Source organism: Streptomyces cinnamoneus, from assembly GCF_002939475.1.
GTDB classification, from domain to species: domain Bacteria; phylum Actinomycetota; class Actinomycetes; order Streptomycetales; family Streptomycetaceae; genus Streptomyces; species Streptomyces cinnamoneus_A.
The window spans coordinates 88,135-112,622 of sequence record NZ_PKFQ01000002.1; the positions used below are offsets into that span (position 1 = coordinate 88,135).

General features: G+C 74.1%; 19 protein-coding genes. 6 read left to right on the top strand and 13 right to left on the bottom strand.

From position 1 onward, the window contains the following. Nucleotides 1-85: 85 nt before the first annotated feature. A complete protein-coding gene (locus tag CYQ11_RS28570; protein WP_099197933.1) occupies nt 86-3,898 on the bottom strand; it encodes an nSTAND1 domain-containing NTPase in 3,813 nt (1,270 codons plus the stop codon). Nucleotides 3,899-4,167: 269 nt separating this feature from the next. Here CYQ11_RS28570 and CYQ11_RS28575 point away from each other — a divergent pair, with 269 nt between their 5' ends. Further along, complete coding sequence (locus CYQ11_RS28575) at nt 4,168-4,770, top strand: TIGR03086 family metal-binding protein (RefSeq protein ID WP_099197932.1); 603 nt, start codon at nt 4,168-4,170, stop codon at nt 4,768-4,770. Between the two features lie 163 nt (nt 4,771-4,933). Here the strand turns inward: CYQ11_RS28575 and CYQ11_RS28580 are convergent, their stop codons facing one another. Further along, complete coding sequence (locus CYQ11_RS28580) at nt 4,934-5,731, bottom strand: VOC family protein (RefSeq protein WP_099197999.1); 798 nt, start codon at nt 5,729-5,731, stop codon at nt 4,934-4,936. A 234-nt stretch (nt 5,732-5,965) separates the two neighbouring features. Here CYQ11_RS28580 and CYQ11_RS28585 point away from each other — a divergent pair, with 234 nt between their 5' ends. Both CYQ11_RS28585 and CYQ11_RS28590 read left to right on the top strand, forming a co-directional pair. Next, nucleotides 5,966-7,114 (top strand): baeRF3 domain-containing protein, encoded by a 1,149-nt coding sequence (locus CYQ11_RS28585; protein ID WP_099197931.1) that lies wholly within the window; start codon nt 5,966-5,968, stop codon nt 7,112-7,114. A gap of 74 nt (nt 7,115-7,188) precedes the next feature. Beyond that, complete coding sequence (locus CYQ11_RS28590) at nt 7,189-7,440, top strand: hypothetical protein (RefSeq protein WP_099197930.1); 252 nt, start codon at nt 7,189-7,191, stop codon at nt 7,438-7,440. On the opposite strand, the gene CYQ11_RS28595 is transcribed toward CYQ11_RS28590, so the two are convergent. Together CYQ11_RS28595 and CYQ11_RS28600 are read right to left on the bottom strand one after the other, a co-directional pair. Next, a complete protein-coding gene (locus CYQ11_RS28595; RefSeq protein ID WP_099197929.1) occupies nt 7,410-8,162 on the bottom strand; it encodes an AAA family ATPase in 753 nt (250 codons plus the stop codon). The two genes, CYQ11_RS28590 and CYQ11_RS28595, sit on opposite strands and share 31 nt — an antisense overlap. A gap of 176 nt (nt 8,163-8,338) precedes the next feature. After that, the gene (locus tag CYQ11_RS28600; RefSeq protein ID WP_104651134.1) at nt 8,339-9,346 is read right to left on the bottom strand and encodes a winged helix-turn-helix domain-containing protein; all 1,008 of its coding nucleotides are present in this window, start codon (nt 9,344-9,346) and stop codon (nt 8,339-8,341) included. A 331-nt stretch (nt 9,347-9,677) separates the two neighbouring features. On the opposite strand from CYQ11_RS28600, the gene CYQ11_RS28605 reads away from it, so the two are divergent. Beyond that, a complete protein-coding gene (locus CYQ11_RS28605; protein WP_099197928.1) occupies nt 9,678-10,754 on the top strand; it encodes an alpha/beta hydrolase in 1,077 nt (358 codons plus the stop codon). Nucleotides 10,755-10,794: 40 nt separating this feature from the next. Here CYQ11_RS28605 and CYQ11_RS28610 read toward each other — a convergent pair whose 3' ends face one another. Then, nucleotides 10,795-11,952 carry a DUF5005 domain-containing protein gene (locus CYQ11_RS28610; RefSeq protein ID WP_099197927.1) on the bottom strand — a complete coding sequence of 386 codons (1,158 nt, stop codon included), beginning with the start codon at nt 11,950-11,952 and terminating at the stop codon, nt 10,795-10,797. Nucleotides 11,953-12,167: 215 nt separating this feature from the next. Here CYQ11_RS28610 and CYQ11_RS28615 point away from each other — a divergent pair, with 215 nt between their 5' ends. Continuing rightward, nucleotides 12,168-13,418 (top strand): globin domain-containing protein, encoded by a 1,251-nt coding sequence (locus tag CYQ11_RS28615; RefSeq protein ID WP_398780422.1) that lies wholly within the window; start codon nt 12,168-12,170, stop codon nt 13,416-13,418. Between the two features lie 25 nt (nt 13,419-13,443). Here the strand turns inward: CYQ11_RS28615 and CYQ11_RS28620 are convergent, their stop codons facing one another. Together CYQ11_RS28620 and CYQ11_RS28625 are read right to left on the bottom strand one after the other, a co-directional pair. After that, entirely contained in the window at nt 13,444-14,115 is a 672-nt protein-coding gene (locus tag CYQ11_RS28620) for a CBS domain-containing protein (RefSeq protein WP_099197997.1), read from the bottom strand. 111 nt (nt 14,116-14,226) lie between these two features. Continuing rightward, entirely contained in the window at nt 14,227-14,517 is a 291-nt protein-coding gene (locus CYQ11_RS28625) for a cholesterol oxidase substrate-binding domain-containing protein (RefSeq protein WP_181143896.1), read from the bottom strand. 146 nt (nt 14,518-14,663) lie between these two features. Between CYQ11_RS28625 and CYQ11_RS28630 the strand changes: the two genes are divergently transcribed. After that, entirely contained in the window at nt 14,664-15,713 is a 1,050-nt protein-coding gene (locus tag CYQ11_RS28630; RefSeq protein WP_099197925.1) for a zinc-binding dehydrogenase, read from the top strand. Between the two features lie 29 nt (nt 15,714-15,742). Here the strand turns inward: CYQ11_RS28630 and CYQ11_RS28635 are convergent, their stop codons facing one another. From CYQ11_RS28635 to CYQ11_RS28660, 6 genes are all read right to left on the bottom strand, one after another. Beyond that, entirely contained in the window at nt 15,743-17,485 is a 1,743-nt protein-coding gene (locus tag CYQ11_RS28635; RefSeq protein ID WP_099197924.1) for a pyruvate dehydrogenase, read from the bottom strand. 233 nt (nt 17,486-17,718) lie between these two features. Next, nucleotides 17,719-19,296: a trypsin-like peptidase domain-containing protein gene (locus CYQ11_RS28640; RefSeq protein WP_099197923.1), complete on the bottom strand. Its 1,578-nt coding sequence runs from the start codon at nt 19,294-19,296 to the stop codon at nt 17,719-17,721. A 222-nt stretch (nt 19,297-19,518) separates the two neighbouring features. Next, entirely contained in the window at nt 19,519-20,703 is a 1,185-nt protein-coding gene (locus CYQ11_RS28645) for a thioredoxin family protein (RefSeq protein ID WP_099197922.1), read from the bottom strand. Between the two features lie 50 nt (nt 20,704-20,753). Beyond that, nucleotides 20,754-22,232, bottom strand: coding sequence for a glycoside hydrolase family 47 protein (locus tag CYQ11_RS28650; protein WP_240003201.1), 1,479 nt, complete (start codon nt 22,230-22,232; stop codon nt 20,754-20,756). Nucleotides 22,233-22,326: 94 nt separating this feature from the next. Beyond that, a complete protein-coding gene (locus tag CYQ11_RS28655; RefSeq protein WP_099197921.1) occupies nt 22,327-23,430 on the bottom strand; it encodes a PP2C family protein-serine/threonine phosphatase in 1,104 nt (367 codons plus the stop codon). A gap of 67 nt (nt 23,431-23,497) precedes the next feature. Then, nucleotides 23,498-24,367 (bottom strand): maleylpyruvate isomerase family mycothiol-dependent enzyme, encoded by an 870-nt coding sequence (locus CYQ11_RS28660; RefSeq protein WP_099197920.1) that lies wholly within the window; start codon nt 24,365-24,367, stop codon nt 23,498-23,500. Nucleotides 24,368-24,488: the final 121 nt, after the last annotated feature.

Sequence of the window (24,488 nt, forward strand, 5' to 3'; positions counted from 1 at the left end):
AGGCGACGGGGCGCCGGTACAGGGGTTGCCCGTTGCCCGTGGGGCAAGAGGCACCGGGCAACCCCGCCGTACGGTCCCGGCGCCTTCAGCCGCAGCCGGGGCCGTACGGCACGTCGGGCAGCAGCCGGTGCCAGACGGCCCGGTCGGTGTGGCCCACCGCCTTGCACGTGCCGGCCAGTACTCGGGGGACCGAGAGGTTCCACCAGCGCACGGTGCCGTCCTCGGCGACGGAGACCACCGGCCCCTCGTCGGCGAGGAACGCCGCCGCCCGGACACGGCCGGTGTGCCCGGTGAGGGTGAACAGCAGCCGGCCGTCGCGGGGATCCCAGATGCGGACGGTGTCGTCCCGGCCGGTGGTCGCCAGCCGCGTCCCGCTCGGGTTGAAGACGGCCGAGGTCACGGGGCCGGTGTGGCCGGCCAGCGTCCGCAGCCTCCGCCCGTCGCGCGGGTCCCAGAGCTTGACCGTGTAGTCACGGCTGGCCGTCGCCAGGATCCCGCTCGGGCTCTTGGCGAGGCCGAGCACCGTGTCGGCGTGGTCGGCCAGCTCGTGCAGCTGACGGCCGTCCGAGACCCGCCAGATCCGGGCGGTGTTGTCCAGACTGCCCGTGGCCAGCGTGCCGCCGTCGAGGAAGAGCACCCGGTAGACGGCGTCCCCGTGCCCGGTGAACCGTCGTCCCGGCAGCGGGGCCTCCCCGGTGGCCCGCCAGAGCCTCGCGGTGTGGTCCTCGCTGGCGGTGGCCAGCGTCCGGGCGTCGCCGGGCCGGAAGGAGAGCGAGGTCAGCGGCCGGGAGTGGGCCCGCCACCGGTACAGCGGCCGGTCGGGCGCGGCGGTGCGCCACACGGTGGCCGTCCCGTGCTCGTCCCCGGCCGCGAACAGCGAACCGTCGTGGCTGAACGCCACCGCGCGCACCGGCACGCTCCCGGCCCGCACGGTCCGGGCCGTACGCTCCCGGGTCCGCCACAGCCGCAGCGTGCCGTCGCTCCCGGCGACCGCGAGCAGCGAACGGTCGGGGCTGAGGGCCGCGTCGAGCCAGGCCGCCCCGGGCAGCGGGGCCCGTACGGACCCCTGCGGGTTCCACAGCCGCAGCGTGCCGTCCTCGCCCGAGGTCGCCAGCGTCCTGCCGTCGGGGGAGAACGCGATGCCGTGCACCGGGCCCAGGTGACTGGACAGCACCGCGATCCGGCGCCGTTCGGCGACGTCCCAGACGCGGGCGGTGTCGTCCTGGCTGGCGGCGGCCAGGCGCTTGCCGTCGGGCGAGAAGGCCACGGCGAAGACGGAGTCCTGGGCGCCCTCGAGCGCCGCCTCCCGCTTGCCGCTGAGCGTGTCCCACAGCCCGACGTCGTCGTGCCACTCACCGGTGGCCAGGCGCCGCCCGTCCGGGGAGAAGGCCAGGGAGCGGATCTGCCCGTGCTCCTTCGAGCCGACGACCCGCGCCCGCCCCGCGGCCACGTCCAGCAGCCACACCCGCCCGTCCAGCCCGGCGGCGGCCACCCGGCCGCCGTCGCCCGTGACGGCGGCCGCGTACAGCGGCCCCAGGCCCGCGTCGTGGACCTCGGCCTCGGCGGCCGGGCGGCCGGGGTGCGCGATCCTGACCCTGCCGTCCTCTCCCGCCGAGACCACCGACTCCCCCCGGCCGGACAGCGCGACGGCGCGCACGGGACCCGTGTGCCGGCCCGCGGGGGCCCGCCGGCCGGTCGCGCTGTTCCACACCGTCACCTCGCCCTCGTCCGTCCCCCACGCGACCAGCGGCCCGCCGGAGGCGGCCGCCAGCGCCCGTACCGGCGCGCGGTGGCCCGCCAGCACCGACGAGCCCCGGCTCCCGGCCACGTCCCACACCCGGACGGTCCCGTCGGCGCCGGCCGACAGCAGGTGCCCGCCCCGCGGCTGCCAGGCGACGGCGAAGGCCGGGCCCCGGTGGCCCGCCAGCCGGCCGGCGTAGGACTGCGCCTGGGAACTGAGGACCGCGCTGGCCGCCGCGGGCGTGTGGGCCTGCCGCCAGGCGGCGGTCGCCAGCAGTATCGACACCTCCGGCCGGGAGGTGCTCAAGGACGTCGCCCGGAAGGCGAGTTCGTCCGACCGGGCCGCACCGCGCTGCGCCACGGCCTGCCGCCCCTGGTGCACCGCCACGACGGCACCGGTCAGGGCCAGCACCAGGAGCACGGCCAGGGCGGCCAGCATCCGGTGCAGCACACGCGTGCGACGCCGCTCGGTGTCCAGCTCCGCTGCGGCCTGCGCCGTCGCGGCCTCCAGGAAGGCCCGCTCCACGCCCGTCACCGCCAGCACCGGGTGACCGGCCAGTTCCCGGGCCGTCGCCAGTCTGTTGCCGCGCAGCAGCAGTGCCGGGTCACGGCCCTCCGCGTCCCACTGCCGGGCGGCGGCGGCCAGCTGCTGCCGGCCGCGCAGCAGCGCGGCATGGGTCTCGATCCAGCCGTGCAGGCGCGGCCACGCCCGGAGCACCGCCTCGTGGGCGAGGGTCACCCGGTCGGCGTCGACGGTCAGCAGGCGGGCCCGGGTGAACTCCTCCACCACCTCCGCCGTCGCCTGCGACCGCGGCCCGGCCTGCCGCAGCAGCAGCTCGCACGGCACCCTCAGCCGCGTGGCCCGGCCGTCCTCGTCGAGGCGGACCAGCTGGAGGAGGGCGGACCGCGCCGCGTCCTGGTGCGCGGGGGACAGCCGCGCGTACGCGCGCTCCGCCGTGGCCGCCACCGCGCCGGCGATGCCGCCCGCCTGCTGGTAGCCCTCCACGGTCAGCGTCCGCTTGCGGCGCCGCTGCCAGGTCGCGAGCAGGGCGTGGGACAGCAGCGGCAGCGCGCCCGGTTCGTACGCGGCGCGGTGCCCCTGGCCCCGGTCGCCGGCCCCGAGGTCGCGCAGCATCAGCTCCACCAGCCCCGGCTCCAGGTCCAGCCCCACGGCGAGGGCGGGCCGCACCACCGCCTCGCGGATCTCGTCCGGCCGCATGGGCTCCAGCGGCAGCTGGCCGTCCCGCATCGCGGCCGCCAGCTCCGGGAAGGCCAGGCACCGGCCGTAGAAGTCGGCCCGCATGCCCAGCACCACCAGCGCCGCGGACCCGTCCCGGCCGTCCGCGAAGGCCGGGCCCGTCGCCAGGGCGTGCACGGCGCGGATGAACTCGCCCTGCTCACGGGCGTCCGGGCACAGGGTGAAGACCTCCTCGAACTGGTCGACGACGAGCACCAGCCGCACCGGCTCTCGGCAGCCGTCCGTGCCGCCCAGCGCCTCGTGGACCGCCGTGGCGAGGGCGCCCGGCGAACGGGCCAGGGCCTGCCGCAGCTCCCCGGCCGTCAGCCCGGTGACCCGGGCCAGCCGGTCCATGAGCTCCTCCAGCGGCCGTTCCCCGGGCCGCGTGCTGACCACCGGCCAGCGGTTCGCCCCCGCGACCGGCAGGACGCCGCGGCGCAGCTCGGGCACCAGCCCGGCCTGCAACAGCGAGGACTTGCCCGTCCCCGAGGCCGCCACCACGGCGACCGGGCCCGCCCCGTCGAGCCGCTCGGTGAGGCGGTGCACGAGCGCCGCCGTCGCCCGGTCGCGCCCGAAGAACCAGCTCGCCTCCGCGGTGCCGAAGGCCGCCAGTCCCCGGTAGGGGCACACCTCCAGGGGACGGCCGCGGGCCCCGCGCCGCTCCTCCGTCGCCCCCGCCACCAGGGGGGACAGCTCGCCCTCCGCCTCCAGGGCCCCCTCGCACCGCCGGGCGACCTCCGGTGTCATCGGCTTCTCACCGGTCTCGACCCGGCTCAGGTAGCCCTTGTTGTAGTGGACCAGGTGGGACAGCCCGGCCAGGGACATCCCCCGCGCCTGGCGCAGCCGGCGCAGCTGCTCTCCCGGCGCGACCGTACGGGCGGCGGTCGCGCCGTGCTCTCCTTCTTCTCCGCCTCGGTGCATCAAAGGCCGTCCTTGCTGTGCGAGCTCTGCCAATAGGCCGGTTGTCACAGGTTGTCCCTGCTTGACCCGTTCAGCGGGCACGGCTCGTGCGGACGGCCGCGAAACCGGTCCTTCGAGTGACCGGATCCTTGTGGGTGACGCAGGACGTCCTGGCCGGTTCCGCCACCGGCCCGCGTCACCGGAGCGGACGGCGCCGCCTTGCCCCGCCGCCCGGCGGCGTGTGTGCTGGCCGTGCCGCTTCCGCACGGACGCATGCTGAAGGAGACGCGATGACGGTGGACTTCGACCTCGGGCCCGCCGCGCAGCGGATGGCGGGTCTGCTAAGGGCGGTCGACGACGAGTGGCTGACGGCGCCGACGCCCTGCGAGCGCTACACCCTGGGCGACCTGATCGAGCACGTGGGCGGCCTGGCCGGCGCGTTCACCGCGGCGGCCACCAAGACCGCCCCGGAGCCGGCGGGCTCCCCGCCCCCCTCCGGCGACGCCGCCCGGCTGGAGACGGACTGGCGCACCCGGATCCCCGAGCGGCTCACCGCCCTCGCCGACGCCTGGCGCGACCCCGCCGCCTGGGAGGGCGTGACCCGCGCCGGGGGAGTGGACCTGCCGGCGGGCGTGGCGGCCCGAGTGGCACTGGACGAACTGGTCGTCCACGGCTGGGACGTCGCCCGCGCCACCGGCCAGCCGTTCGACTGCGACGAGGCGGAGCTGGCCGCCTGCCTGGAGTTCGTGTCGGGCTTCCCCCGGCCCGACCCGGAGGAGCGGCCCGCCGACGGCGGCCTCTTCGGCCCGCCCGTCGACGTCCCGGCCGACGCCCCGCCGCTCGACCGGATGCTCGGGCTGACCGGACGCGACCCCGGCTGGACGCCCGCCTGACGCCGCGCCGGAGACCGCGCGGCTCCGGGCCGCCCCGGCGAAGGCCTCACCTGGAACGCCCCGGTTCGGAACGCCCCGCCCCGGAGAACGCCTCGCCTGGAACACGCCGGCCTGGAACGCGCCCGCACCGGCCCCGTCCGCCGCCCCCGCCCTGACCGCCGTGTCAGCTCTGGCCGGCGGGCGCGAGCACCACGAAGTCGGCGCCGAAGGGGTCGAGGCAGACGGCCAGCCGCCCGACGCCCTCCGCGTCCTCCGGGCCCATCTGCACACTGCCGCCGTTGCCGGTGACCGCGGCCACCGTGGTGTCGCAGTCCACGACGGCGAACACCGGGTGCCAGTACGGCCGGCCGCCGTTCAGCGTCAGGGCCTCGGAGCCGACCTGCATCACACCGCCCTGCATCCGCTCCTGGCCCTTGCCGGCCGGAGTGACGAGGGAGTACGTGCCGCCGTCGCCCGGCAGCGGGATGTCGGAGGTCTCCCAGCCGAACAGGCTGCCGTAGAACTTCTTCGCGGCCGCCGCGTCCGTGGTGTACAGCTCGGTCCAGGCCAGCGCCCCCGGGGCGTCGGTCTGCTCCAGTCCCCTGGACGTGCCGGGCTGCCAGATGGCGAACTGGCCGCCCTGCGGGTCGGTGAACTGGGCCATCCGGCCCGCGCCGTCGGCGTCGAGCGGCGCGACCCGCACCGCCCCGCCCAGGCGCTCCACCGTCCGCGCCGTGGCGTCGGCGTCGGGGGTGTTGAAGTAGATCATCCACGCGGAGCGGGCCCCGGTCTCGGTCAGCGGGCCGACCGCGCCCACGATCCGGCCGTCGTTCTTGAAGATGCCGTAGCCGTTCGCCTCGGGACCGAGCGACTCGAACTCCCAGTCGAAGACCGCGTCGTAGAAGGCCGCGGCCGCGGTGACGTCCCGCGCGCCCAGATCGATCCAGCACGGGGAGCCGGCCAGGAAGTCGGTGGTGATCATCTTCGCCCCTTCGAGGATTCCGCCGGAGTTCTCCGCCCAGACTGACACCTCCCACCCGCGCTCGCCCTTTCTACGGGATCTCCGTGGTTGAAACGCCGCGGCGCGGCAAGGCGAGCGGGAGACGCCGCGGGGCCGGCCCGGCCCGGGGCATTGGTCCGTGCGGCCGAGTACGACTGGCCGTGCCGCCGCCCGTCTGGTCACCTGAAAGCATCCCGGGCCCGGAGGAGGACGACGATGGACATCGGCGCTCTGACCGATGAAACACTCAGCGACCTGCGTCGAAAGCGCGAATACCCGGCTGTGTCGCTCCAGATGCCCACGAATCGGCGCGCCCCGTACCGCCCCGAGGACCAGGTCAGGCTGCGCAACACCGTGGCCGAGGCCAAACGGCGGCTCGCCGAGGACCCCCGGGTCACACGGGCCGCCCGGATGGACGTCGAGGCCCGGCTCGACGCGGCGGTGGCCGAGGTCGACCTCACCCACGGGTCCGACGGCCTGCTCGTCCTCGCCGCCCCCGGCGAGCACCAGGTCTGGTACCTGCCCCGCATGGTGCCGCAGCGCGTGATGATCGACGACACCTTCCTCACCCGCAACCTCGTCGCCGCCCGCCTCGTGGAGGAGCCGTACTGGGCCCTCGTGCTGTCCGAGGGCGAGACACGGCTGTGGGACGGCACGGGGGAGAACCTCGTCGAGGCCACGGAGAACGGCTTCCCCGTCCGGCCCGCCCTCCCCGACCACCAGGACGCGCTGCCCGGCCGGAACTTCGACAAGGTCGGCAACCACCCCCTGTCCTCACGCGAGGAGTCGCACGTCGAGCGCGAGCGCCAGTACATGCGCGCTGTCGCCGCCGCCCTGGCTCCCGTCATGGACCGCCGCCCCCGGCCGCTGTACGTCATCGGCCTGCGCGAGCAGATCGCGCTGTTCGAGAAGCTGTACCCCAACAGCGCCGCGATCACCGCCCGGGTGGAGAACGGCGGCGCCGCGGGCAAGTCCGCCCACGAGATCCTCGGGATGCTCCACCCCGCCTTCGACCAGCGCCGCTCCTCGCGCCACGAGGAGGTGCTGCGCCGCCTCAGCGACGCGCGCGGCAGCCGGCGCTTCACCTCGGGCCTGGACGAGATCTGGCGGACGGTGCGCGAGGGCCGCGTGGCGCTCCTCGCGGTCGAGGACCACTACCAGGTCACCGCGCGGGTCGACGGCAACGGCGGTCACCCCCTGCGGGTGGAGGCGCCGACGGAACCGCTGCTGGCGGACCCGGACGTCCACGAGGACGTGGTGGACGAGATCGTGGAGGCCGCCCTCGCGGGCGGCGCGGACATCGAGTTCCTCCCCGACGACGCCCTCGCCGAGGCGGACCGCCTCGCGGCCGTCCTCCGGTACTGAGGCCGGGCCGGCGTCGCCCCCGACGGCGCCGGCCTCCCTCGTGTCGGGTACCCCCGCAGATCGTTAAAGGGGACATGAACCATCATTTCGCCACCCGTATCGCCGCCGGTTCGGTCCTCCTGGCTGTGGGGGGCCTGGCCTGTGCCGCCGGCACCGCGCAGGCCGACGACGCGCACGGGCGGGGCACCGCCCCGCTCACCTCCCGCGTCGCCGGCCTGACCTCCGCCGGCGGCCCGGTCGGCCGGGCCGCCTCCCTCCTCAAGGAAGAGATCCCCAAGGAGGCGTCCGGCCAGGTCTACCTGCGCTCGCCGCTCGCCGAGGGCTGAGTGACGCCCGGCTCCGGGCCGGCGCGGCCGGTGCCGGAGCCGAACTCGACCGCCGCCACGTGTTCGCGCGAGGTGCGGTCGAGCAGCACCACCGAGGCGGCCTCCGCCACCGCGTCCGGCACCGGGAGCACGGCGCCCGGGAGCCGGTCGCCCGGTGCCCCCGCCGCGGCGGACAGCGTGCCCAGCAGCCGGCCCAGCCCCCTGCGGTGCTTGGCGAAGACGCGCCCCGGCGCCCGCCGGCCCCGGACGGCCTGCCCGGCGAGGGCCTCGGCCACCCCGACGTCCAGCAGCACCAGGTGCAGCTCGCGCCCCTGCCGCCCGGCCGTCCGGGCCAGCCAGCGGCGCATCCACGAACGGCTGCCGCAGTCGTGCACCAGCAGCGGAGCCCCGCCGCGCGCCTCGGTGCGCAGCCACCGGGCGTACGTCAGCCGTGCCCAGGGCCGGTAGACCGCGTACGGCAGGCGCTCGGGCATCACGGACTGGCATGCCTCGTGGACGACCCGCGGGTCGACCGTGGCCGCGCAGGCGGACCACCGCCGCATCAGCGTGCTCTTGCCGCTGCCGGGCAGCCCCGAGACGACCACCACGGCCCCCGGGGGATAGAGCAGCACGGCCGGCGGGTCGTGCCGCCCGCGCAGGTCCACCAGTCCGCGCGGACGCAACCGCGCCGACGGCTCCTCGGGCGGCACGTCCGCCGTGGCCGGTCTGCGTATGTCGTTCACTACCGTCCTTTGTTCGATGGGACCGCCCCCCGCGCACGGGCCGGGGGACCTTCCCGCGGCCCCCGCCGGGGAGGAGGCGGCGGCAGCCTTGAAGACGTGAGGGCGCGGCGGTCGGTTCTGGCGCACCGCCATGGCGGCGCGGCGCCCCGGTGCGTCCCCGGGCCGGTGGGCGGGGGTCAGCCCGTCGCGGCGGGGGCGTTGAGGAGCGCGGAACCGGTCGGGGTGATGGTGTGCAGGGCCGTGTTGCGGTGCCGGGCGGTGGAGATGAGCCCGGCCGCGCGCAGGACCGTGGCGTGTTCGCTCGCGCTCGCGGGTGAGATGTCGACGAACGCGGCCAGTTCGCTGGTGCTCCGGCCCGGGTGCTCGGCGATCGACGACAGCACGGCGGCCCGGGTCCTGCCCAGGAGCGCGGCCAGCGGGTTCGGCGCGGGGGAGGAGGCCCGGGGGGCGGAGGCGAGGGCCAGCGGATCGGGGTCGTCGTGGTGGAGGGAGTAGGCCAGGTACGGCTGGGGGACGGCCTTGGGGTCCACGAAGGGGATGGGCGCGAACAAGGAGGGGATGAGGAGCAGTCCGCGGCCCTCCAGATACAGGTCGCCGTGGAAGCCGGGCACGATGGTCACTTCCAGGACGGGGGGGTTCCAGCGGATGCGGCGTGAGTTCAGGCCGCTGAGCATGCCGTGCACCCCGCCGTCGCTCAGCTGCCTGATGCGCAGGGCCCTGTCCGCTGAGGCCAGGCTCTCGATGCGCGGCCAGTGCGGTGCCAGGATCCGTTCGTGCAGGTGGCCCAGCGCACCGTGGAGCTGGCGGAGTAGCCGCTGGTCCTCGCCGAGGTGCTGGGCCCAGCGGGGCAGCCGGACCTGGCGCTCCGAGAGCCGTGCCAGATCCTCGCGGATCCGGGTCCGGGGCGTCGAGCGCACCAGCTCAAGGTGGTCCTCGGGGCTGCCGCCCTGGGTCAGGGACAAGAACGCGGGAGAGCGGCCCGTGGCCGGGATCAACTCGAAGACCATGCGCGCCGAGGGATCGAGGCCGGCCAGCGCCTGCCGGCGCCAGGCACCGAAACCGGGGGGCGGGTTCCGCAGTTGCAGCACCCGGACGGCGATGCTCAGCTCCAATAACGGCCGCGGTGCGTCTGCCACCCGGGTGCGCGCCAGGTCTTCGGTCGTGAAATGAATCCGGTAGACCATGCCCTCCCCCTGTCCCTCCCTCTGTCGGATTCAACGAGGTAAGGGCCCGATTATGACGATAGCCGGTTCTTCGGTCCACCCCGAATGATGTTGCCTCCCCGGCGCGTCGTGCCCCATTCCCGGGCCGTCCGACGAGGGAAAAGGCCTTTGTCCTTCTTGTGCTCGGGAGGGTGGACTGGCAAGCCCCCTGGGAATGCGGGACGGGGGAACTTTGGCAGGTACATTCGCATCCGTAACTTTCGGAACAGCACGTTTATGCCGCTGGCGGCAGACCGGAACACGCGGAGCAGCGCACATGACCCACTTGCCCCCGATGCCACCTTCACCTCCCATGCCCGGTCCCGGGTCGAGGAAGAAGCGGTGGATCGTTCCCGTGGTCGCGCTCGTCGCCCTCGGCCTCCTCGGCTGGCCGATTCTCCACTACCTCGGCGTATTTTCGGACAAGGGCGATCCGGTCAGTTTTGCCCAGGCGAACAAGGGCGGCGGCAAGCAGGGAGGCGGAGCGGACGGACAGGCCGGCGGGCAGAGCGGGGAGGAATCCAGAACGCTGATGCCCACCGGGCCCGAGGCGAAGTTCACCGTGGAGAGCACCCTGGGTGACGGCACCAAGATCGCCAAAACCAAGTACCAGGGGCAGAAGTCCGGTTTTACGGGGAACGTATGGGTCTGGGCGCCGAAGGAGTACTACGAGAAGCAGTACGAGAAGAGCGGCTTCCCGGTCCTCATAGCCCTGCCCGGCGGCGACGGTGCCCAGACGAACTACTGGATCGGCGGCGATCTCGCGCTCCAGGCGAACATCAGCACCTGGGTGAAGGAAGGCAAGAGCCTGCCCTTCGTCGTCGTGATGCCCACCCTGAACCCGAACAGGAAGTTCTACTACGACGGCAGCGACATCCCCGATCAGCCCAAGATGGGCACCTGGCTGACCGAGGACGTCCCCGACCTGGTCAAGGCCAACTTCCGCACGCTGAAGTCGCGTGACGGATGGGCGTTCATGGGCTCCTCCTCCGGCGGCTTCGCGGGCCTGAAGGCCGTGCTGAAGCACCCGGACAAGTTCAAGGCCGTCATCGCCTCCGGCCCGGACATCGTCCCGGACTCCCCGCTGTGGAAGGGCCACGAGCAGGAGAAGGCCGAGAACAACCCGAAGGTCCTCGCCCAGCGCCTCATCGACGCCAAGGGCCCGGACGTCTACCTCGCCTTCCAGTACGGCACGGCCGAGGACCCCCTCACCATCAGCCAGGTGGACCAGTTCCGCAGCCAGTACGACAAGGGCCCGGTCCACACGATGCTGAAGAAGATCCCCGGCGGCAAGCACAACGCCCGGACCTACGTCCCCGGCCTGGGACAGGGACCCATGGAATGGATCAGCAAGCAGATGGAGGGCCCGACCCCCGCCCCGGCCTCCTGACCCCCGCCCCGGGCCCCGCACGCGCCCGGCCGCCGCGCCCTCACCCGCCCGGCGGCCCGAGCGTGACGCGCAGGAAACGGGGCCGGTAGACGCCGGCCCGGTCGATCACGTCCTGCGGCACGAGGCTGTTGACGTTGTAGGAGACGACGAGTTCCCCGGGGCGCTCCAGCTCGGGGTGCTCGTGCGGGTTGTAGGCGATGACGTTCCGGTTGCGGTACGTGCCCGACGGGCCGGCCTCCGGCGCCGTGTACACCGTCCGTGGCCGGGTGAACGGGCCGTGGGGCGTACGGGACCAGGCGAGCTGCACCTGAGCGCTGAACGGTTCGTCCGACCGCTGGGTGACCAGGGCGTACCAGCGGCCGTGCCGGACCACGCTCAGCTCGTCCGAGGTGCGCAGCGCCGCCCCGTCGGCGCCCGTCAGCCGCGCCGACCGCGACTCCCGCGCGGACCACTTCCCGTCGGCCGTCCAGTACTGCCACGGCCGGCGCAGATCGGATCCGGCGACACGTGCGAGCCGGAGGTAGTGCGCGCCCAGCGGGCCCTGCTCGGTGCCGTAGACGTAGGTGTGGCCGCCCTGTCGCTCCAGCCACGCGCCCCAGGCGGTGCGGGCCGAGGAGGGCAGCGGGGTGAGGGAACGCGGCCGGTCCGGCCGGCCGGGGCCGAACCGCGCCAGCACGTTGCCCTGCCAGGCCACGTCCAGCGGACCGCTCCCGGTGCGCGCGTACCGGGCGTAGACGATGGCGGCACCGCGGCCCTCGGCCACTCCCGCCCTGGCCCAGTACCACTGGTCGCGGGAAGGGCCGCTCACCACGGGCGCGGGCCCGCCGGACCGGTCCCGGCCGGTGACGGTCCGGGGGCGCCCGGCGGCGGGCCACAGCACGAAGCTGTTGTGCACGAAGGGCGTCGTGCCGCCCGCGCCGGCGACGGGCGGGCGGGAGCCGTCGGCCCGGACGGTGCCGAGGAAGGTGTCGGAGAAGACCCACAGCTCACCGGCGGCCGTCGCGACGGAGTAGGTGCTGTCCCCACCGGTCCAGTGACTTCGCCCGGGGCGCTCGGCGTAGGCCCCCCACGCCTCGTCCAACGCCGTGGCCGGACGCACCCGCCCGACCCCGGGGGGACCGGCGGCCGGCCGGTCCCCGGGTGGAACGAACGCGCAGACCGCGACGGCGAGGGCGACCAGCACACGGGGAATCCTCATGGCACCCGTCCAACGATCCACATGCCCCGCGGTTGCCGCCGGGCGGCCTGGACGTGGTCGCGGCGGGCGCCCGCCGCGACCACGGAGGCCCAGTGAAGCCGAAGACGATCATCGACGGAATGGGCCGTTCGGCCCCCCGTCCCCGGGCCGAACGGGCACGTTCCGGCGGTGCCATACTCCTTGCGCTCTGCGCCCGGCACGAGGAGAGACGGCACGTGAACACCACCAGGGGCAACGACTACTACGCGCTGCTGGCGCGGCACGACGCGATGCGGCTGCGCCGTCAGATGCTCTCGCCGGGAGCCGTCGCGGCCCCCGACCGCACCACCGCGGGCGGCGCACACCGGCCGCCGTGCGACGAGGCCGACCGGCGGCTGATCCTCGGCGGGCTCCATCTGGTCACGCCGTTCGACGACCTCATCACCCACCTGTACGAGGTCATGTTCGGGCGCTGGCCCTACCTGCGCTCGCTCTTCCCCGACTCCATGACGTTTCAGCGGCAGCACCTCGCTCAGGTCTTCGGCTATCTGACCGACCGTCTGGACCGCCCGGACGAGGTGGCCGCCACGTTCACCCGGCTCGGCCGCGACCACCGCAAGCTCGGGGTCCGGCCGGCCCACTACGAGGCGTTCGAGGCGGCGCTGTGCGAGGCACTGCGCGCGCGGGCGGGTGCCCGCTGGACCACGGAGCTGGAAGGGGCGTGGCTGCGCATGCTGCGGTTCGCGGTCGGGGCCATGGTCGCCGGCGCGGACGCCGCGATCACCGAACCGCCGGCCTGGCACGCCACGGTGGTCGGCCACGAGCTCAGGCGCCCCGACCTCGCGGTGTTACGCGTCAGGACCCATGAGCGCTACCCCTACCGCGCGGGGCAGTACGGTGCGCTGGAGGCGCCCTCCCTGCCGCACGCCTGGCGGCAGTACTCGATGGCCTGCGCTCCCCGGGCCGACGACGAGATCGAGTTCCACGTCCGCCGGACCGGTGCCGGCGGGGTGAGCGAGGCCCTGGTCAGCCGCACGCGCGTGGGCGACACCCTGCGGCTGGGGCCGGCGGCGGGGACGATGACGTTGGACGGCCACCTCACCCACGACCTGCTGCTGGTGGCGGGCGGCACGGGCCTCGCCCCCTTCAAGGCCCTGGTGGACGAGCTGGGCACCCGGCCCCCGGGCGACAGGAGGGTCCACCTCTTCGTGGGCGCGCGCCACCACGCGGACCTCTACGACCGCGACTGGCTGGCCGACGTCGAGCGCCGGCGCCCCTGGCTGCGGGTCCTGCCGGTCTTCGGCGGCACCCCGGCCACGCTCGCGGCGGTGCGGCGGCACGGGGAGAGGCTGGGTCTGGACTGGTCGGGGCGCGCGGCGGCGGTCAGCGGGCCGCCGGAGATGGTGCGCGCCACCGTGGCGGAGCTGAGGGACCTGGGCCTGCCCGCCGACCGGATCCGCCACGACCCGCTGCCCGGCGCGCCGTAGGGCGCCCGGGCGAGGTGAGAGGACGTCAGCCGTGCTGCGCGGACGCGTCGTCGTCCGTCTCCGCCGTCAGGTGGTGATCGACGCTCACCACGCCGTCCACGCTGCCGCACAGCTGCACGAGCACGGGTACGAGGCTCTTGCGCCGCACCGATCCGCTGAGCCTGACCTGACCGCCCGTGACCTCGACGCCGATGGCCGACGGCGACTCGTGCAGGGTGCGCACCACCACGTCCTCGACGATCTCGTCGCGGATCGCGCGGTCCGTGCGGAGGAACACGCGCAGCAGGTCGCCACGGCTGACCAGGCCCACCAGCCGCCCGGTGTCGTCCACGACGGGCAGCCGCTTGACGCGGTGCCGCTCCATTGTGCGCGCGGCCTCGACGACGCTCCACTCCGGGCGGGCGCAGACGGCGGGGCTGGTCATCAGGCCCTCGGCGGTGGTCGCCTCGTGCTTCGCGGCCGTCACCGGGCCCACCGGCGCCGGCTGCCGGCCGCCCGGGGACGGCGGCTGCTTCGCAGCCTTGGCCAGCAGATCCGCCTCGGAGACGACGCCCACCGGACGGTCGGCGGAGTCCACCACCGGTACGGCCGTGATGTCGTGTTCCTGAAGCACGTGCACGATCTCGGTGAACAGCGTCCCGCGCTGGACCCGCACGACCGAATGGGTCATCAGGTCGCCGACGGTTCTGTGCTGCAACATGTCCCAGTCCCTTTCGGATCCACCGGGAGGGCGGGCGCCGCGCCCCCGGCCTCCCGGACACCTCAAGCCTCGCATATGCGGAGCGTTCCGCCGGAAGGGGGCGGCCCGTCAGCCGGAGGACAGCAGGGCGTCCACGAAGGGGCTGCCGAAGACCCGCCCGGGGTCGTGGCGGTCCAGGACGGCCACGGCGTCCTCCCAGCGGGCGCCCGCGGGGAAACCGGTCCGGAAGGCGCCGGGCCAGGTCGTGGTGAGCGCCCGCCGGTCCGTCCAGGCGCCCTCCGGCGGCGGCCGTCGCCGCGGCGAGCACCCGCCGCCGCCCGGGACCGGGAATGTCGTCCGTACCGGCCAAGGGACCGCCCTCCCCACCTCCGGGCGCGAGGCGCCCCCGAGCGTCGTCACCCGGCCCAACGAGCGGGGGGCGCGGAGATCACGGACCGGCGGCCCGTACCGCACGCAGGGGGGCCTTGTCGCACCGGCCCCGTCGGATCCATCGTGTAACCGCTCACCGGCTCCACCGACCGTCAGCCCGCGCTCCAGGAGGCCCCATGACCGCCACCATGCTCGCCGGACGACTCGACCTGCGCTCCGGCGGCTTCGCCGTCGAGGAGGTCCCCGTCCCCCACCCGGGGCCGGGGCAGGTGAGGGTGAAGGTCAAGGCGGCCGGCATCTGCCTGTCGGACGTCCACCTCATCGACGGCAGCCTCAAGCCCGGGCGCACGACCCTCGACAAGGTCACCCTGGGCCACGAGACGGCCGGTGTCGTCGACGCGATCGGGCCGGACGTCCCCGCCGGGTGGACCGAGGGCCGGCGGGTCCTGCTCCAGGCGGGGGAGCGCTGCGGGGCCTGCGCCGACTGCGTCCGCTTCGCGCCGTGCCGGAGCGTCCTCACGCGCGGGGTCGACTACGACGGCGGCTGGGCCGAGTTCGCCCTGGCCTCCCACCACACCCTGGTCGTCCTCCCCGACGACCTCCCCTTCGAACAGGCCGCCGTCATCCCGGACGCCGTCTCCACGCCGTGGGCCGCGATCACCGCGACGGGACAGGTCCGCCCCGCCCGGCCGGCGGGCGTCTGGGGCGTGGGCGGTCTCGGCGCGCACGCGGTCCAGCTGCTGCGGCTCGCCGGCGCGGCACCCGTGGTCGCCGTCGACCCGCTGGAGGCCGCGCGCGAGCGGGCGCTCGACCTCGGTGCCGATCTGGCCCTGGACCCCGCCGACCCCGACGTGCGCGGGCGGATCCTCGCCGCCACCTCGGGCGCGGGCCTGGACCTCGCCCTCGACACGGCGGGCGTGCCGGCCGTGCGCGAACAGGCCGTGCGCTGCCTGGGGCACGGCGGCCGGCTCGTCGTCGTGGGCCTGGGCCCGGCCCCGCTGACCGTCAGCGACGGCATCGCGTTCAGCTACCGGGAACAGCGCATCCTCGGCCACTACGGCTCGGCGCCCGCCCACGTCGACGAGCTCGTCACCCTCGCCCGCCTGCACCGCCTGGACCTCGGACGGTCCGTCAGCGCGACCCTGCCGCTGGCCGAGGCCGCGACGGGGGTCGAGCGCCTCCAGAAGAAGGAGGGCAACCCCGTCCGGCTGATCCTCACGCCCTGAACGACGGCCGTACGAGCGACGCCCGCCGGTCAGGGCCGCGGCACGTTCCGCAGGTTGGAACGGGCCATCTGCGCCATCCGCCCCACACCGCCCGACAGCACGGTCTTGCCGGCCGACAGCGCGAAGCCGCCGACCATCTCGGCACTGATCTTCGGCGGGATGGACAGGGCGTTCGGGTCGGTGACGACGTCCACGAGCGCCGGGCCCTTGTGCCGGAAGGCGTCGCGCAGCGCCCCGCGCACGTGCTTGGGCTTCTCGACCCGCACCCCGTGCGCGCCGGCCGCACGGGCGATGGCCGCGAAGTCGGGGTTGTGATTGGTCGTGCCGTACGAGGGCAGCCCGCCCACCATCATCTCCAGCTCGACCATGGCCAGGGAGGAGTTGTTGAACAGCACCACCTTCACCGGCAGGTCGTACTGGACGAGCGTGAGGAAGTCGCCCATCAGCATGGAGAAGCCGCCGTCCCCGGACATCGCCACGACCTGCCGGCGCCGGTCGAGCAGCTGCGCGCCGATCGCCTGCGGCAGCGCGTTGGCCATGGAGCCGTGCGTGAACGAACCGATGACGCGCCGCCGCCCGTTGGGGGTGAGGTAGCGGGCCGCCCAGACGTTGTTCATGCCCGTGTCGACGGTGAAGACCGCGTCCCCGGCCGCCTCCTCGTCGAGCACGGAGGCGACGTATTCGGGGTGGATCGGCGTGTGCTTCTCGACCTTGCGCGTGTACGCCTTGACCACGCCTTCGAGGGCGTCGGCGTGTTTCCTCAGCATCTTGTCGAGGAACTTGCGGCTGCTCTTGGCCCGGACCTTGGGCGTCAGGCAGCGCAGCGTCTCGCGCACGTCGCCCCACACCGCGAGGTCGAGCTTCGAACGGCGCCCCAGGTGCTGGGGCCGGACGTCCACCTGGGCGATCCGCACGTCGTCGGGGAGGAACGCGTTGTACGGGAAGTCCGTGCCCAGCAGGATCAGCAGGTCGCACTCGTGGGTGGCCTCGTAGGCCGCGCCGTAGCCGAGGAGCCCGCTCATCCCCACGTCGTACGGGTTGTCGTACTGGATCCACTCCTTGCCGCGCAGCGCGTGCCCCACCGGTGACTTCACCCGCTCGGCGAACCGCATCACCTCGTCGTGGGCCCCCGCCGTGCCGCTGCCGCAGAACAGCGTCACCTTGTCCGCCTCGTCGACCATCCGGGCGAGGGCGTCGATCTCCGCGTCGCCGGGGCGCACCGACGGGCGGGTGGTGACCAGCGCGTGCTCGATGCTGCGCTCGGGGGCCTGTTCGCCGGCGATGTCGCCCGGCAGGGTGATGACGCTGACGCCGCCCTGCCCGACGGCGTTCTGGATCGCGGTCTGCAGCACCCGCGGCATCTGGCGGGAACTGGAGATCAGCTCGCTGTAATGGCTGCACTCGCGGAAGAGCTGGTCCGGATGGGTCTCCTGGAAGAAGCCGGTGCCGATCTCGCTGCTGGGGATGTGGGAGGCGAGCGCCAGGACCGGCGCCATGGACCGGTGCGCGTCGTACAGGCCGTTGATCAGGTGCAGGTTCCCCGGCCCGCAGGAGCCCGCGCACGCGGCGAGCCTGCCGGTGAGCTGGGCCTCGGCGCCCGCGGCGAAGGCGGCGGTCTCCTCGTGGCGCACCTGCACCCAGTCGATGGCGGCGTTGCGGCGCACGGCGTCCACGACGGGGTTGAGGCTGTCACCGACGACTCCGTAGAGCCTTCGCACTCCCGCCCGCACGAGGACGTCGACGAACTGCTCGGCCACCGTCTGCTTCGCCATGGCACCTTCCTCCGGATGAGTGACTGTTCGCGACCGGCCTGGCCGGCCCTGAGCGCCGCCTTCCCACATCAACCCACGGAACACCCGCCCGTGCATCGCCGGAGCGATCAATCGGGGCCCGGCCGCGGTGGCGCCGGGCGCGGCACGACGGCCGCCCGGCGCTGCCCGCGGCCCTGTCCGCGCAGTGCCTCTACGCCGCGCCGCGCTTCCTCATGCCTGGGCGACGACACCCCCTAGGAAAGGGTGAAGGCGGCCGGAAGGGTCGGGTTGTCGGCGTTGTCGTAGCCGATGGCGCAGTACGTCCAGGGTCCTTCGGACACCTTCAGGGTCGTCGGCACACCGACGTAGGGGCGGTAACCCTGAGGGTCCGCGCAGTCGGTGGCCGCCTTCGGCCCGTACTTGATCTTGTACGAGGTCAGCTCCCACGGCGCGTACACCGGGCGGACCCAGTGGACGGGGCCGCTCTCGTGGTCGAAGCGCTGGACGTCCAGCTTGGGGGCGACGGACGGCGGGGTGTTGTCCACGCGCGCGTACGCGGAGGACGGGTGGGCGAACGAGGCCGCCCAGCCCTTGCCGTGGGCCGTGGCGTCCGGGCCGCCGACGGCACACAGCACGTACAGGTTGTCCTCCTTCGGCAGGAGCCCGGTGTGGTCCAGACCCGACCGGGGCAGCCGCCGGGGCGTGGAGTAGCCCTCGGGCCGGGTGCAGTCGGTGGCGCCGAACGGGCCCGTCTTGAAGGCGACGTAGGCGTGCCGGCGGGCGTCGGCGGGCGTGACGTGCGCGTCCCAGCGGGCGGGGCCCTGCGGTGTCTCGCTCCGGGTGTGCTGCCCGGAGGAGGCGACGTCCACCTGCTCGCCCCGGTCGAGCCGGCAGCCCGGCCGGTCCAGGCGCAGGTCCGCGTTCTCCAGGCACGAGGCGACGGCGTCGACCGGCGTGGCGTAGACGGTGTCGTCCTTCGGCTCGGTCAGTCCGGCCGCGCCGCCCTCGCAGGGGCGGCCCAGGCCGCAGCCGAGGTAGCCGGGGGTGGCGACGGTGTTGAGCATCGCGATCAGCTGGTCACCGCCGGCCGCGGTGACGGGGCCGCCGGAGGATCCGCCGCTGATGCCCAGGCAGTCGGTCCGGGCGAAGCCCTTCCACAGCCAGGTGTACTCGTGCAGGGCCACCGGGGAGCCGGTGACCCGGCAGGTGGACAGGCGCAGGAAGCGTTTGCCCTCCTCCACGCCGTCGGTGGGGGCGTGCACCGCGTGCAGCGCCGTGCCGGGCGCGGGCGGGGCGGTGGCGAGCGTCCGGGGCGTGACGTTCAGCTTCGCCAGCTCCCCGTAGGTGGCGGAGATCCGCAGGACCGAGACGTCGATGTCCTTCATCGTCGCGTACACGACGTGTTCCACCGGGAAGGTCTTGTGTTCCGAGGCGTTGTCGTGGAAGTAGGCGGGGGTGAAGGTCCAGTCCCCGCCCGCCGGCTGGTCGACGGTCACCTCGTTGGTCTTCATCGTGTCGCTGACGCAGTGCCCGTTGCTCAGGATCAGGGCCTTCCGCCGGGGGTCCGGCTTGCCCGGGGCGTGGACGAGCGTCGCCGTGCAGGTCGTCCCGCCGCCCCCGACGAGCCGGCCGGACGAGCGGAACCTCTCACCGACGGGTGAAGCGGCGTCCAGCAGTGGTGCCTCCTGCGCGGCCGCGGACCGCGCGGCGGGGGTGTCGGCCCCCGTCTCCTGCGCCCGGGCCGGGCTTCCCCATAACAGGCCGACGGCTATGAACCCGGACACACCCCTGGCGAGCGTGGTGCGTATCCGGGCGGGAACGGCGTCCCTCACGGCAACCCTCCTTGATCGTCAACCGGTTGACGGCGACGACTGTGGCAGAGCCGCCCGGTCGCTTTCACGAGGGCTGTCCGATTTTCGGACATGCACGTACAGCGATGGGCGGCCCGGAACGGAGCGGGGAGCGGACGGTCGCCGGGTCGCCGGGCCGCACGGAGACCGTGCCGGACAGGTGACGCTGCGTCACCTTCCTGATGGGGTGCCGCCGCGATCGGCTCAAAAGCGGTGCCGGCCGGTCGCCGGGACGCCGGCGACCTCCAGCCACGAGGCGAGCTGCCGCCGGGACCGGACGCCGTGGAAGCGGAAGACCTCCGCCCCGTCACGGAGGAGGACGACCGTGGGGACGCTGAGCGAGTCGAACCGTTCCTGCGCCCATTCCACCGCGTCCACGTCCACCACGGCGCCGCGCAGCCCGTCCCCGCACGCCTCGACCACGTCTTCGACGACGGGCGTGAGCACGTGGCACGGGCCACACCACGGCGCGGTCAGCTGGACCAGGACGGGCGTGGGACCCGCCAGCAGCGCGTTCAGTTCCGCCTCGTCGGTGAGGTCGCGCAGCACGCCGCGTAGGGGAGCCGGAGCCCTCTCGTCCCGGTCCCCGCCCGGCAGGCCGCCGAGGTCGTCCTCGTCCTCGCCCTCGGCGGCCGCCGCGGCCGCGAAGGCCGCCGCGTGCTCCGGGGGCGCGAAGACGCCGTTGACGGTCAGCCCCGCGCGGAGCAACCGTTCCAGCACGGCCACCTCCAGCGCGTGTCCCGGGCGCTCCGTGAGGCTGACGTCGGTGAGCGTGGGCGTCAGCGACAGCACCGCGTCCGCCAGCGCGTCGTCGACCCGCGTGTTCTCCAGCGTCAGCGAGTTCAGTGCCTCCGCCCCCGCCAGGGCGCGCAGGGAGGCCGGATCGAACGCGCCGCCGTCGCACACGATCAGGCTGTCGAGCGAGTCGAGGGTGTCCGACCCGGCGAGCGAGGCCAGTCCGGCCCCGGTGAACCGCGGCGATTCCACGACCATGTCGCCGAGCGACGACAGTCCGCGCAGCGCCTCGAAGCAGTCGTCGGTGAAGTCGCCCGACAGCACCAGGGTGCGCAGGTCGCGCAGCCCGCCGACCGAGCGGACCGTCTCGTCCGTCGCCCCGCGCACGTCGACGACCACGAAGGCGTCGGGCGGGCACTGCGCCAGTCCGGCGAGGGCGTCGCCGTCGGCGTCCGCCGCGTAGACGAGCAGCGCGCCGGCCGGCACCTCGACCCGGCCGCGGGCCTCCACCTCCACGGGCGTTCCCGCCGGCTCCGGGCCGGTGGCGTCGCCGTGCCCGTCGGGGTCGTCGTGCTCGCTCTCCCCGCCGTGCTCGACGTAGACGACGGAGCCGGGAAGCCCCTGGTCGGGGAAGTGGATGACGCGGTTGCTCATGCGGTCATGCTAAGCAGCGGCCCCCCAGGACCGGAATCCTGGCCTCCGGCTCATCCGGGACGGGAGCCCCGCAGGATCTTGCCCTCCGTGCTGAGGTAGCCGCGGTCGTAGTCGAAGCGCCCGGTGCCGGCGAAGGTGAGGTAGAGCCACTTGAAGTTCTCCGCGAACACGTACGCGGGGCAGTGGTCGCCCTTCGGCATGGGCCGCCGGGTGACGTCGGTGACGACCGTGTAGCCGTGCGGCACCCGGTGGTGGCGCCTGAGGTTCTCGAAGTAGCGCCACGCCGTGGTCCGGTAGACCGGGTCCCCGGTCTGCCAGTACAGCTCGAACGCGCAGTTGGCGTACTCCGGCCGGAGCTCGTTCCGCGCGTCCAGGACCGTCAGGCGCCGGTAGTCGATCTCCTCGGGGATGACCGCGTACGCGTCCAGCACGGCGGTCCAGGACCGGTAGTAGTCGGCCGCGAGGGCGTTGTCCCCGCCGACGGGCAGGACGGCGACGCCCAGCGAGGACTGGCGCCGCGCCAGCAGGGCACCCGTGCGGAAGTCGACGCGCTTGAACCACAGCAGGCCGTCCACCCGCTCGGACTGGTGACGGACGAACGCGTCGACGAGCGTCCGGAACCAGTCGCGGCACTCCTCGTCGTCGAACATCACCCACGCGCCCCACAGGTACTCGTAGAACGAGTCCGCCGGAGGGTTCACGGCGACCGCCGACCGGTCGGCCCACTGGCCGGTCTCGACGTTCATGCTGGTGGCGAGCAGGCCGAGCGACGAGCGCCGCTGCACGACCGCGCGCAGGGCGCGCTTGGCGGCCCGCCGGTAGCGGGCGTCACCGGTGAGCTCGGACAGCAGACCGAACTCCAGGATGTGCGTACCGATCTCGGCCAGCGGCAGCACGGTGCCCGAGACCCGCCCGGTCCGCAGGTTGACGAAGCGGTAGGGCATGCCCGTGGGGGACTTGGTGAAGGCGGGAAGCAGCCGGTCCGTCAGGTCCACGCACAGGTCGAGCAGGCTCCGGCGGCGGGTGGCGAGATAGCCGGCGAGCAGACCGCCCACCAGGCGGATGGTGGCCTCGAAGACCTGGAAACCGGCGTCGATGTCGAAGTCCAGCCGGTCGTCGATCCAGCGCAGACACAGGTCGGTCTCGTCGTCGAGGCCCATGACGCAGTGCGTGTCGAGCGCCTCGACGATCGACAGCCCCACCGGCTGCCCGTCGGCGAAGAACTCGCGGTAACCGCCCGAGACCGGCTCCACCTCGTCGTGCCCCCAGGCGAACCGCTTGTACCCGCGCCACGCGTGGAGGAACTCCGAGCGGATCTCCCGTGCCTTCGCCGGCTCCGGCTTCCCGGCGCCGGCCGGCGCGGCGGTACGCCCCGGGAGGCGCCGTGGATCCGCGCCCGCCCCGTACGGACCCGCCACGGCACGCGGCTGGCCGGCGGGCCCGCCGGCCAGCGTGACCCCCCCGGCGGCCGCCAGTGCGTAGAACATCCCGCGGCGGGTCGTCCGCGCGGCGAGCGATCTGCTGAACATGACTCGGTCCTCCTGAACACCGGTCCCGGACCCGGACCGTGATCGCAGTATGCGGCCGGCGGGGCGCCGTCCCCGGCAGGCGCGGCGCGTGCGGTCAGGGGCAGCGTGCGATGGCGACCAGGGCCACGTCGTCCCCCAGGGACCCGCCCGCGTGGGCGAGCAGGTCGTCGTGGACACGCTTGACGAGCCGCTGCGGGTCGCGCTCGTGCCAGGCGGCGACGCGCTCGACGAGGGGGTAGAAGGAGCCCTGGGAGTCACGCGCCTCGATGACTCCGTCGGTGTACAGCAGAAGCAGCTCGCCGATCCCGTAGGGGAACGTCTCCGCGGTGTAGTCCGACTCCGTCAGGCCCCCGCCCACGCCCAGCGGCAGGGCCGGGTCACTGACCGTCAGGACGACGACCTCCTCCTCGCGCAGCAGCAGGGGCGGCGGGTGGCCGCAGCTGATGAGGTGGATCACGGGTTCGGTGTCGGGGATGTCCAGCACCGCCGCGGTCACGAAGCTCTCGCCCGTGGCCACGTCGCCGTTGGGGTCCGCGTCGGAGTAGATGGTGTTCTGCAGGTGCGCCACCAGCCGGGGCAGGGGAGGGTTGCGGTGCGCGGCGGCACGGTAGGCGCCCAGCAGCAGGGCCGCGTCCCCGACCGCGGGCAGCCCCTTCCCGCGGACGTCGCCGATCATCACCCGGGTGCCGTCGGGGGTGCGCACGGCGGCGTACAGATCGCCGCCGATCTGGGCCTCCTCCTCCGCCGCCACGTAGACCGCGGCGAGCCGCAGCGGTCCGATACGCGGCGGAAGGGGCCGGAGCAGCACCTTCTGGGCCACGTCGGCCACCAGCCGGGCCTGCCCGAGCTGCCGCTCATGGCGCTCGTGCACATAGCGGAAGCCGACGAGGAAGAGGGAGATCACCAGGAGGGCGGCGATCTGGGCCTGGTGGTTGGCCGTGAAGAGCCCGCCGTGGAAGACACCGATGGCGACCTGGGCTCCCACGGCCAGGGCCCCGATGGCGGCCGTGAGCAAGGGACCCCCGAAGGCCGCGGTGATCGCGGGCGCCACGACGAGGAGCGGTCCCAGGTGGATGTTCGGGGCGGTCAGGAGATCGACCACCACGATCAGCACGATGAGCCCGAGGGGCACCGCGATCAGCGCGGAGCTGGGATTCCACCGTCGCCCGAGGTCGGGTGGATGATGCTGGAGGCGCATGCCTCCTGCTTACATTTCCGGGCGACCCCGGTGCCCCTCCGACACGTCTTTCCGGCCGGTTCGCCGGTCACACGGGCGGAACGAGGACGAAATAGCGGTCCAGCGCGGCCCGGTCGCCCTTCACCACGTCGAGCCGGTCGGCCGGGATCCGCTGCCAGAGGAACAGCATCAGGTCCGACGCCGTACCGGCCAGCTCCACGGCACCGCCGCTGTCGCCGTCGGGGTCGTCGGCGCCGGGGCCGTCGCCGGTATCGAGCCGGACCTCGTCGCCCTCGAAGCGCACGCTCCAGTCGCCCGCCCCGTCCGTCCGCCGGAACCGGAACCGCTCCCCGGAGCCGGGCGGCGCCTGGGTCCAGGCCCGCCTGGCCGGCGCCATCACCTCGAAGGTGTGGGTGATGGCGTCCTCGGCGAGCCCGGCGTCGACCGGCTGTGCGCTCCCCACCGCGTTCTCGGCGTCCCAGCGGTGCACGGCCGCCTCGATGGTCTGGATCCGCAGCCAGAACGCCACGGTCTGGTCCGGCCCGAAGGTCCACACCCGTTCCTTCGGGTCGGTGCTCCGCCACAGCGCCTCCATCGCCGCGGCCCCCTTCGTGAACCAGTCGACCATGCCCACCGGCAGCGGCCCGCGATGCGGCGCGTCGTCGAACGACACCGGCCAGCCCGCGCGGTCCTCGGGCAGCCCGAGGAAGGAGAGGTCCGTCCCGGGGGCCGGCGTGCGGGCGATCAGATCGGCCATGCTGTCCGGAGGGTCCGTCATCCGCTCCCGGACGAGGTGGGCCACGAATCTCTGCACCCCGCCCAGATGCGCGACCAGATCGGAGACGGACCAGCCGGGACAGGACGGAACCAGCGGAGCCCCCGAGCCGTCGGCCGCCAGCCAGCGGGCCACGGCCTCGAACGCCCGGACTTCGCGATGGAAGTGAGGAAGGTAGTCCATGGTCGGTTCAGTGCCCCCTGGTCGCCCGGATATGTGCCGCGCGGCGGTACGTCCACGGCGCCGTACGACCAAGGACGTAGGGCAGAAGACCGTCGACCAAGGGCGTAGGGCACAAGACCGT

Bases quoted from the DNA above. Each gene is read 5' to 3' on its own strand.
- CYQ11_RS28600 (WP_104651134.1), bottom strand. From the start codon at position 9,346: ATGGTCTACCGGATTCATTTCACGACCGAAGACCTGGCGCGCACCCGG.
- CYQ11_RS28635 (WP_099197924.1), bottom strand. From the start codon at position 17,485: ATGGCGAAGCAGACGGTGGCCGAGCAGTTCGTCGACGTCCTCGTGCGG.
- CYQ11_RS28590 (WP_099197930.1), top strand. From the start codon at position 7,189: ATGAACCATCATTTCGCCACCCGTATCGCCGCCGGTTCGGTCCTCCTG.
- CYQ11_RS28630 (WP_099197925.1), top strand. From the start codon at position 14,664: ATGACCGCCACCATGCTCGCCGGACGACTCGACCTGCGCTCCGGCGGC.
- CYQ11_RS28645 (WP_099197922.1), bottom strand. From the start codon at position 20,703: ATGAGCAACCGCGTCATCCACTTCCCCGACCAGGGGCTTCCCGGCTCC.
- CYQ11_RS28605 (WP_099197928.1), top strand. From the start codon at position 9,678: ATGCCCGGTCCCGGGTCGAGGAAGAAGCGGTGGATCGTTCCCGTGGTC.
- CYQ11_RS28585 (WP_099197931.1), top strand. From the start codon at position 5,966: ATGGACATCGGCGCTCTGACCGATGAAACACTCAGCGACCTGCGTCGA.
- CYQ11_RS28650 (WP_240003201.1), bottom strand. From the start codon at position 22,232: ATGTTCAGCAGATCGCTCGCCGCGCGGACGACCCGCCGCGGGATGTTC.
- CYQ11_RS28610 (WP_099197927.1), bottom strand. From the start codon at position 11,952: ATGAGGATTCCCCGTGTGCTGGTCGCCCTCGCCGTCGCGGTCTGCGCG.
- CYQ11_RS28655 (WP_099197921.1), bottom strand. From the start codon at position 23,430: ATGCGCCTCCAGCATCATCCACCCGACCTCGGGCGACGGTGGAATCCC.
- CYQ11_RS28580 (WP_099197999.1), bottom strand. From the start codon at position 5,731: ATGATCACCACCGACTTCCTGGCCGGCTCCCCGTGCTGGATCGATCTG.
- CYQ11_RS28570 (WP_099197933.1), bottom strand. From the start codon at position 3,898: ATGCACCGAGGCGGAGAAGAAGGAGAGCACGGCGCGACCGCCGCCCGT.
- CYQ11_RS28660 (WP_099197920.1), bottom strand. From the start codon at position 24,367: ATGGACTACCTTCCTCACTTCCATCGCGAAGTCCGGGCGTTCGAGGCC.
- CYQ11_RS28575 (WP_099197932.1), top strand. From the start codon at position 4,168: ATGACGGTGGACTTCGACCTCGGGCCCGCCGCGCAGCGGATGGCGGGT.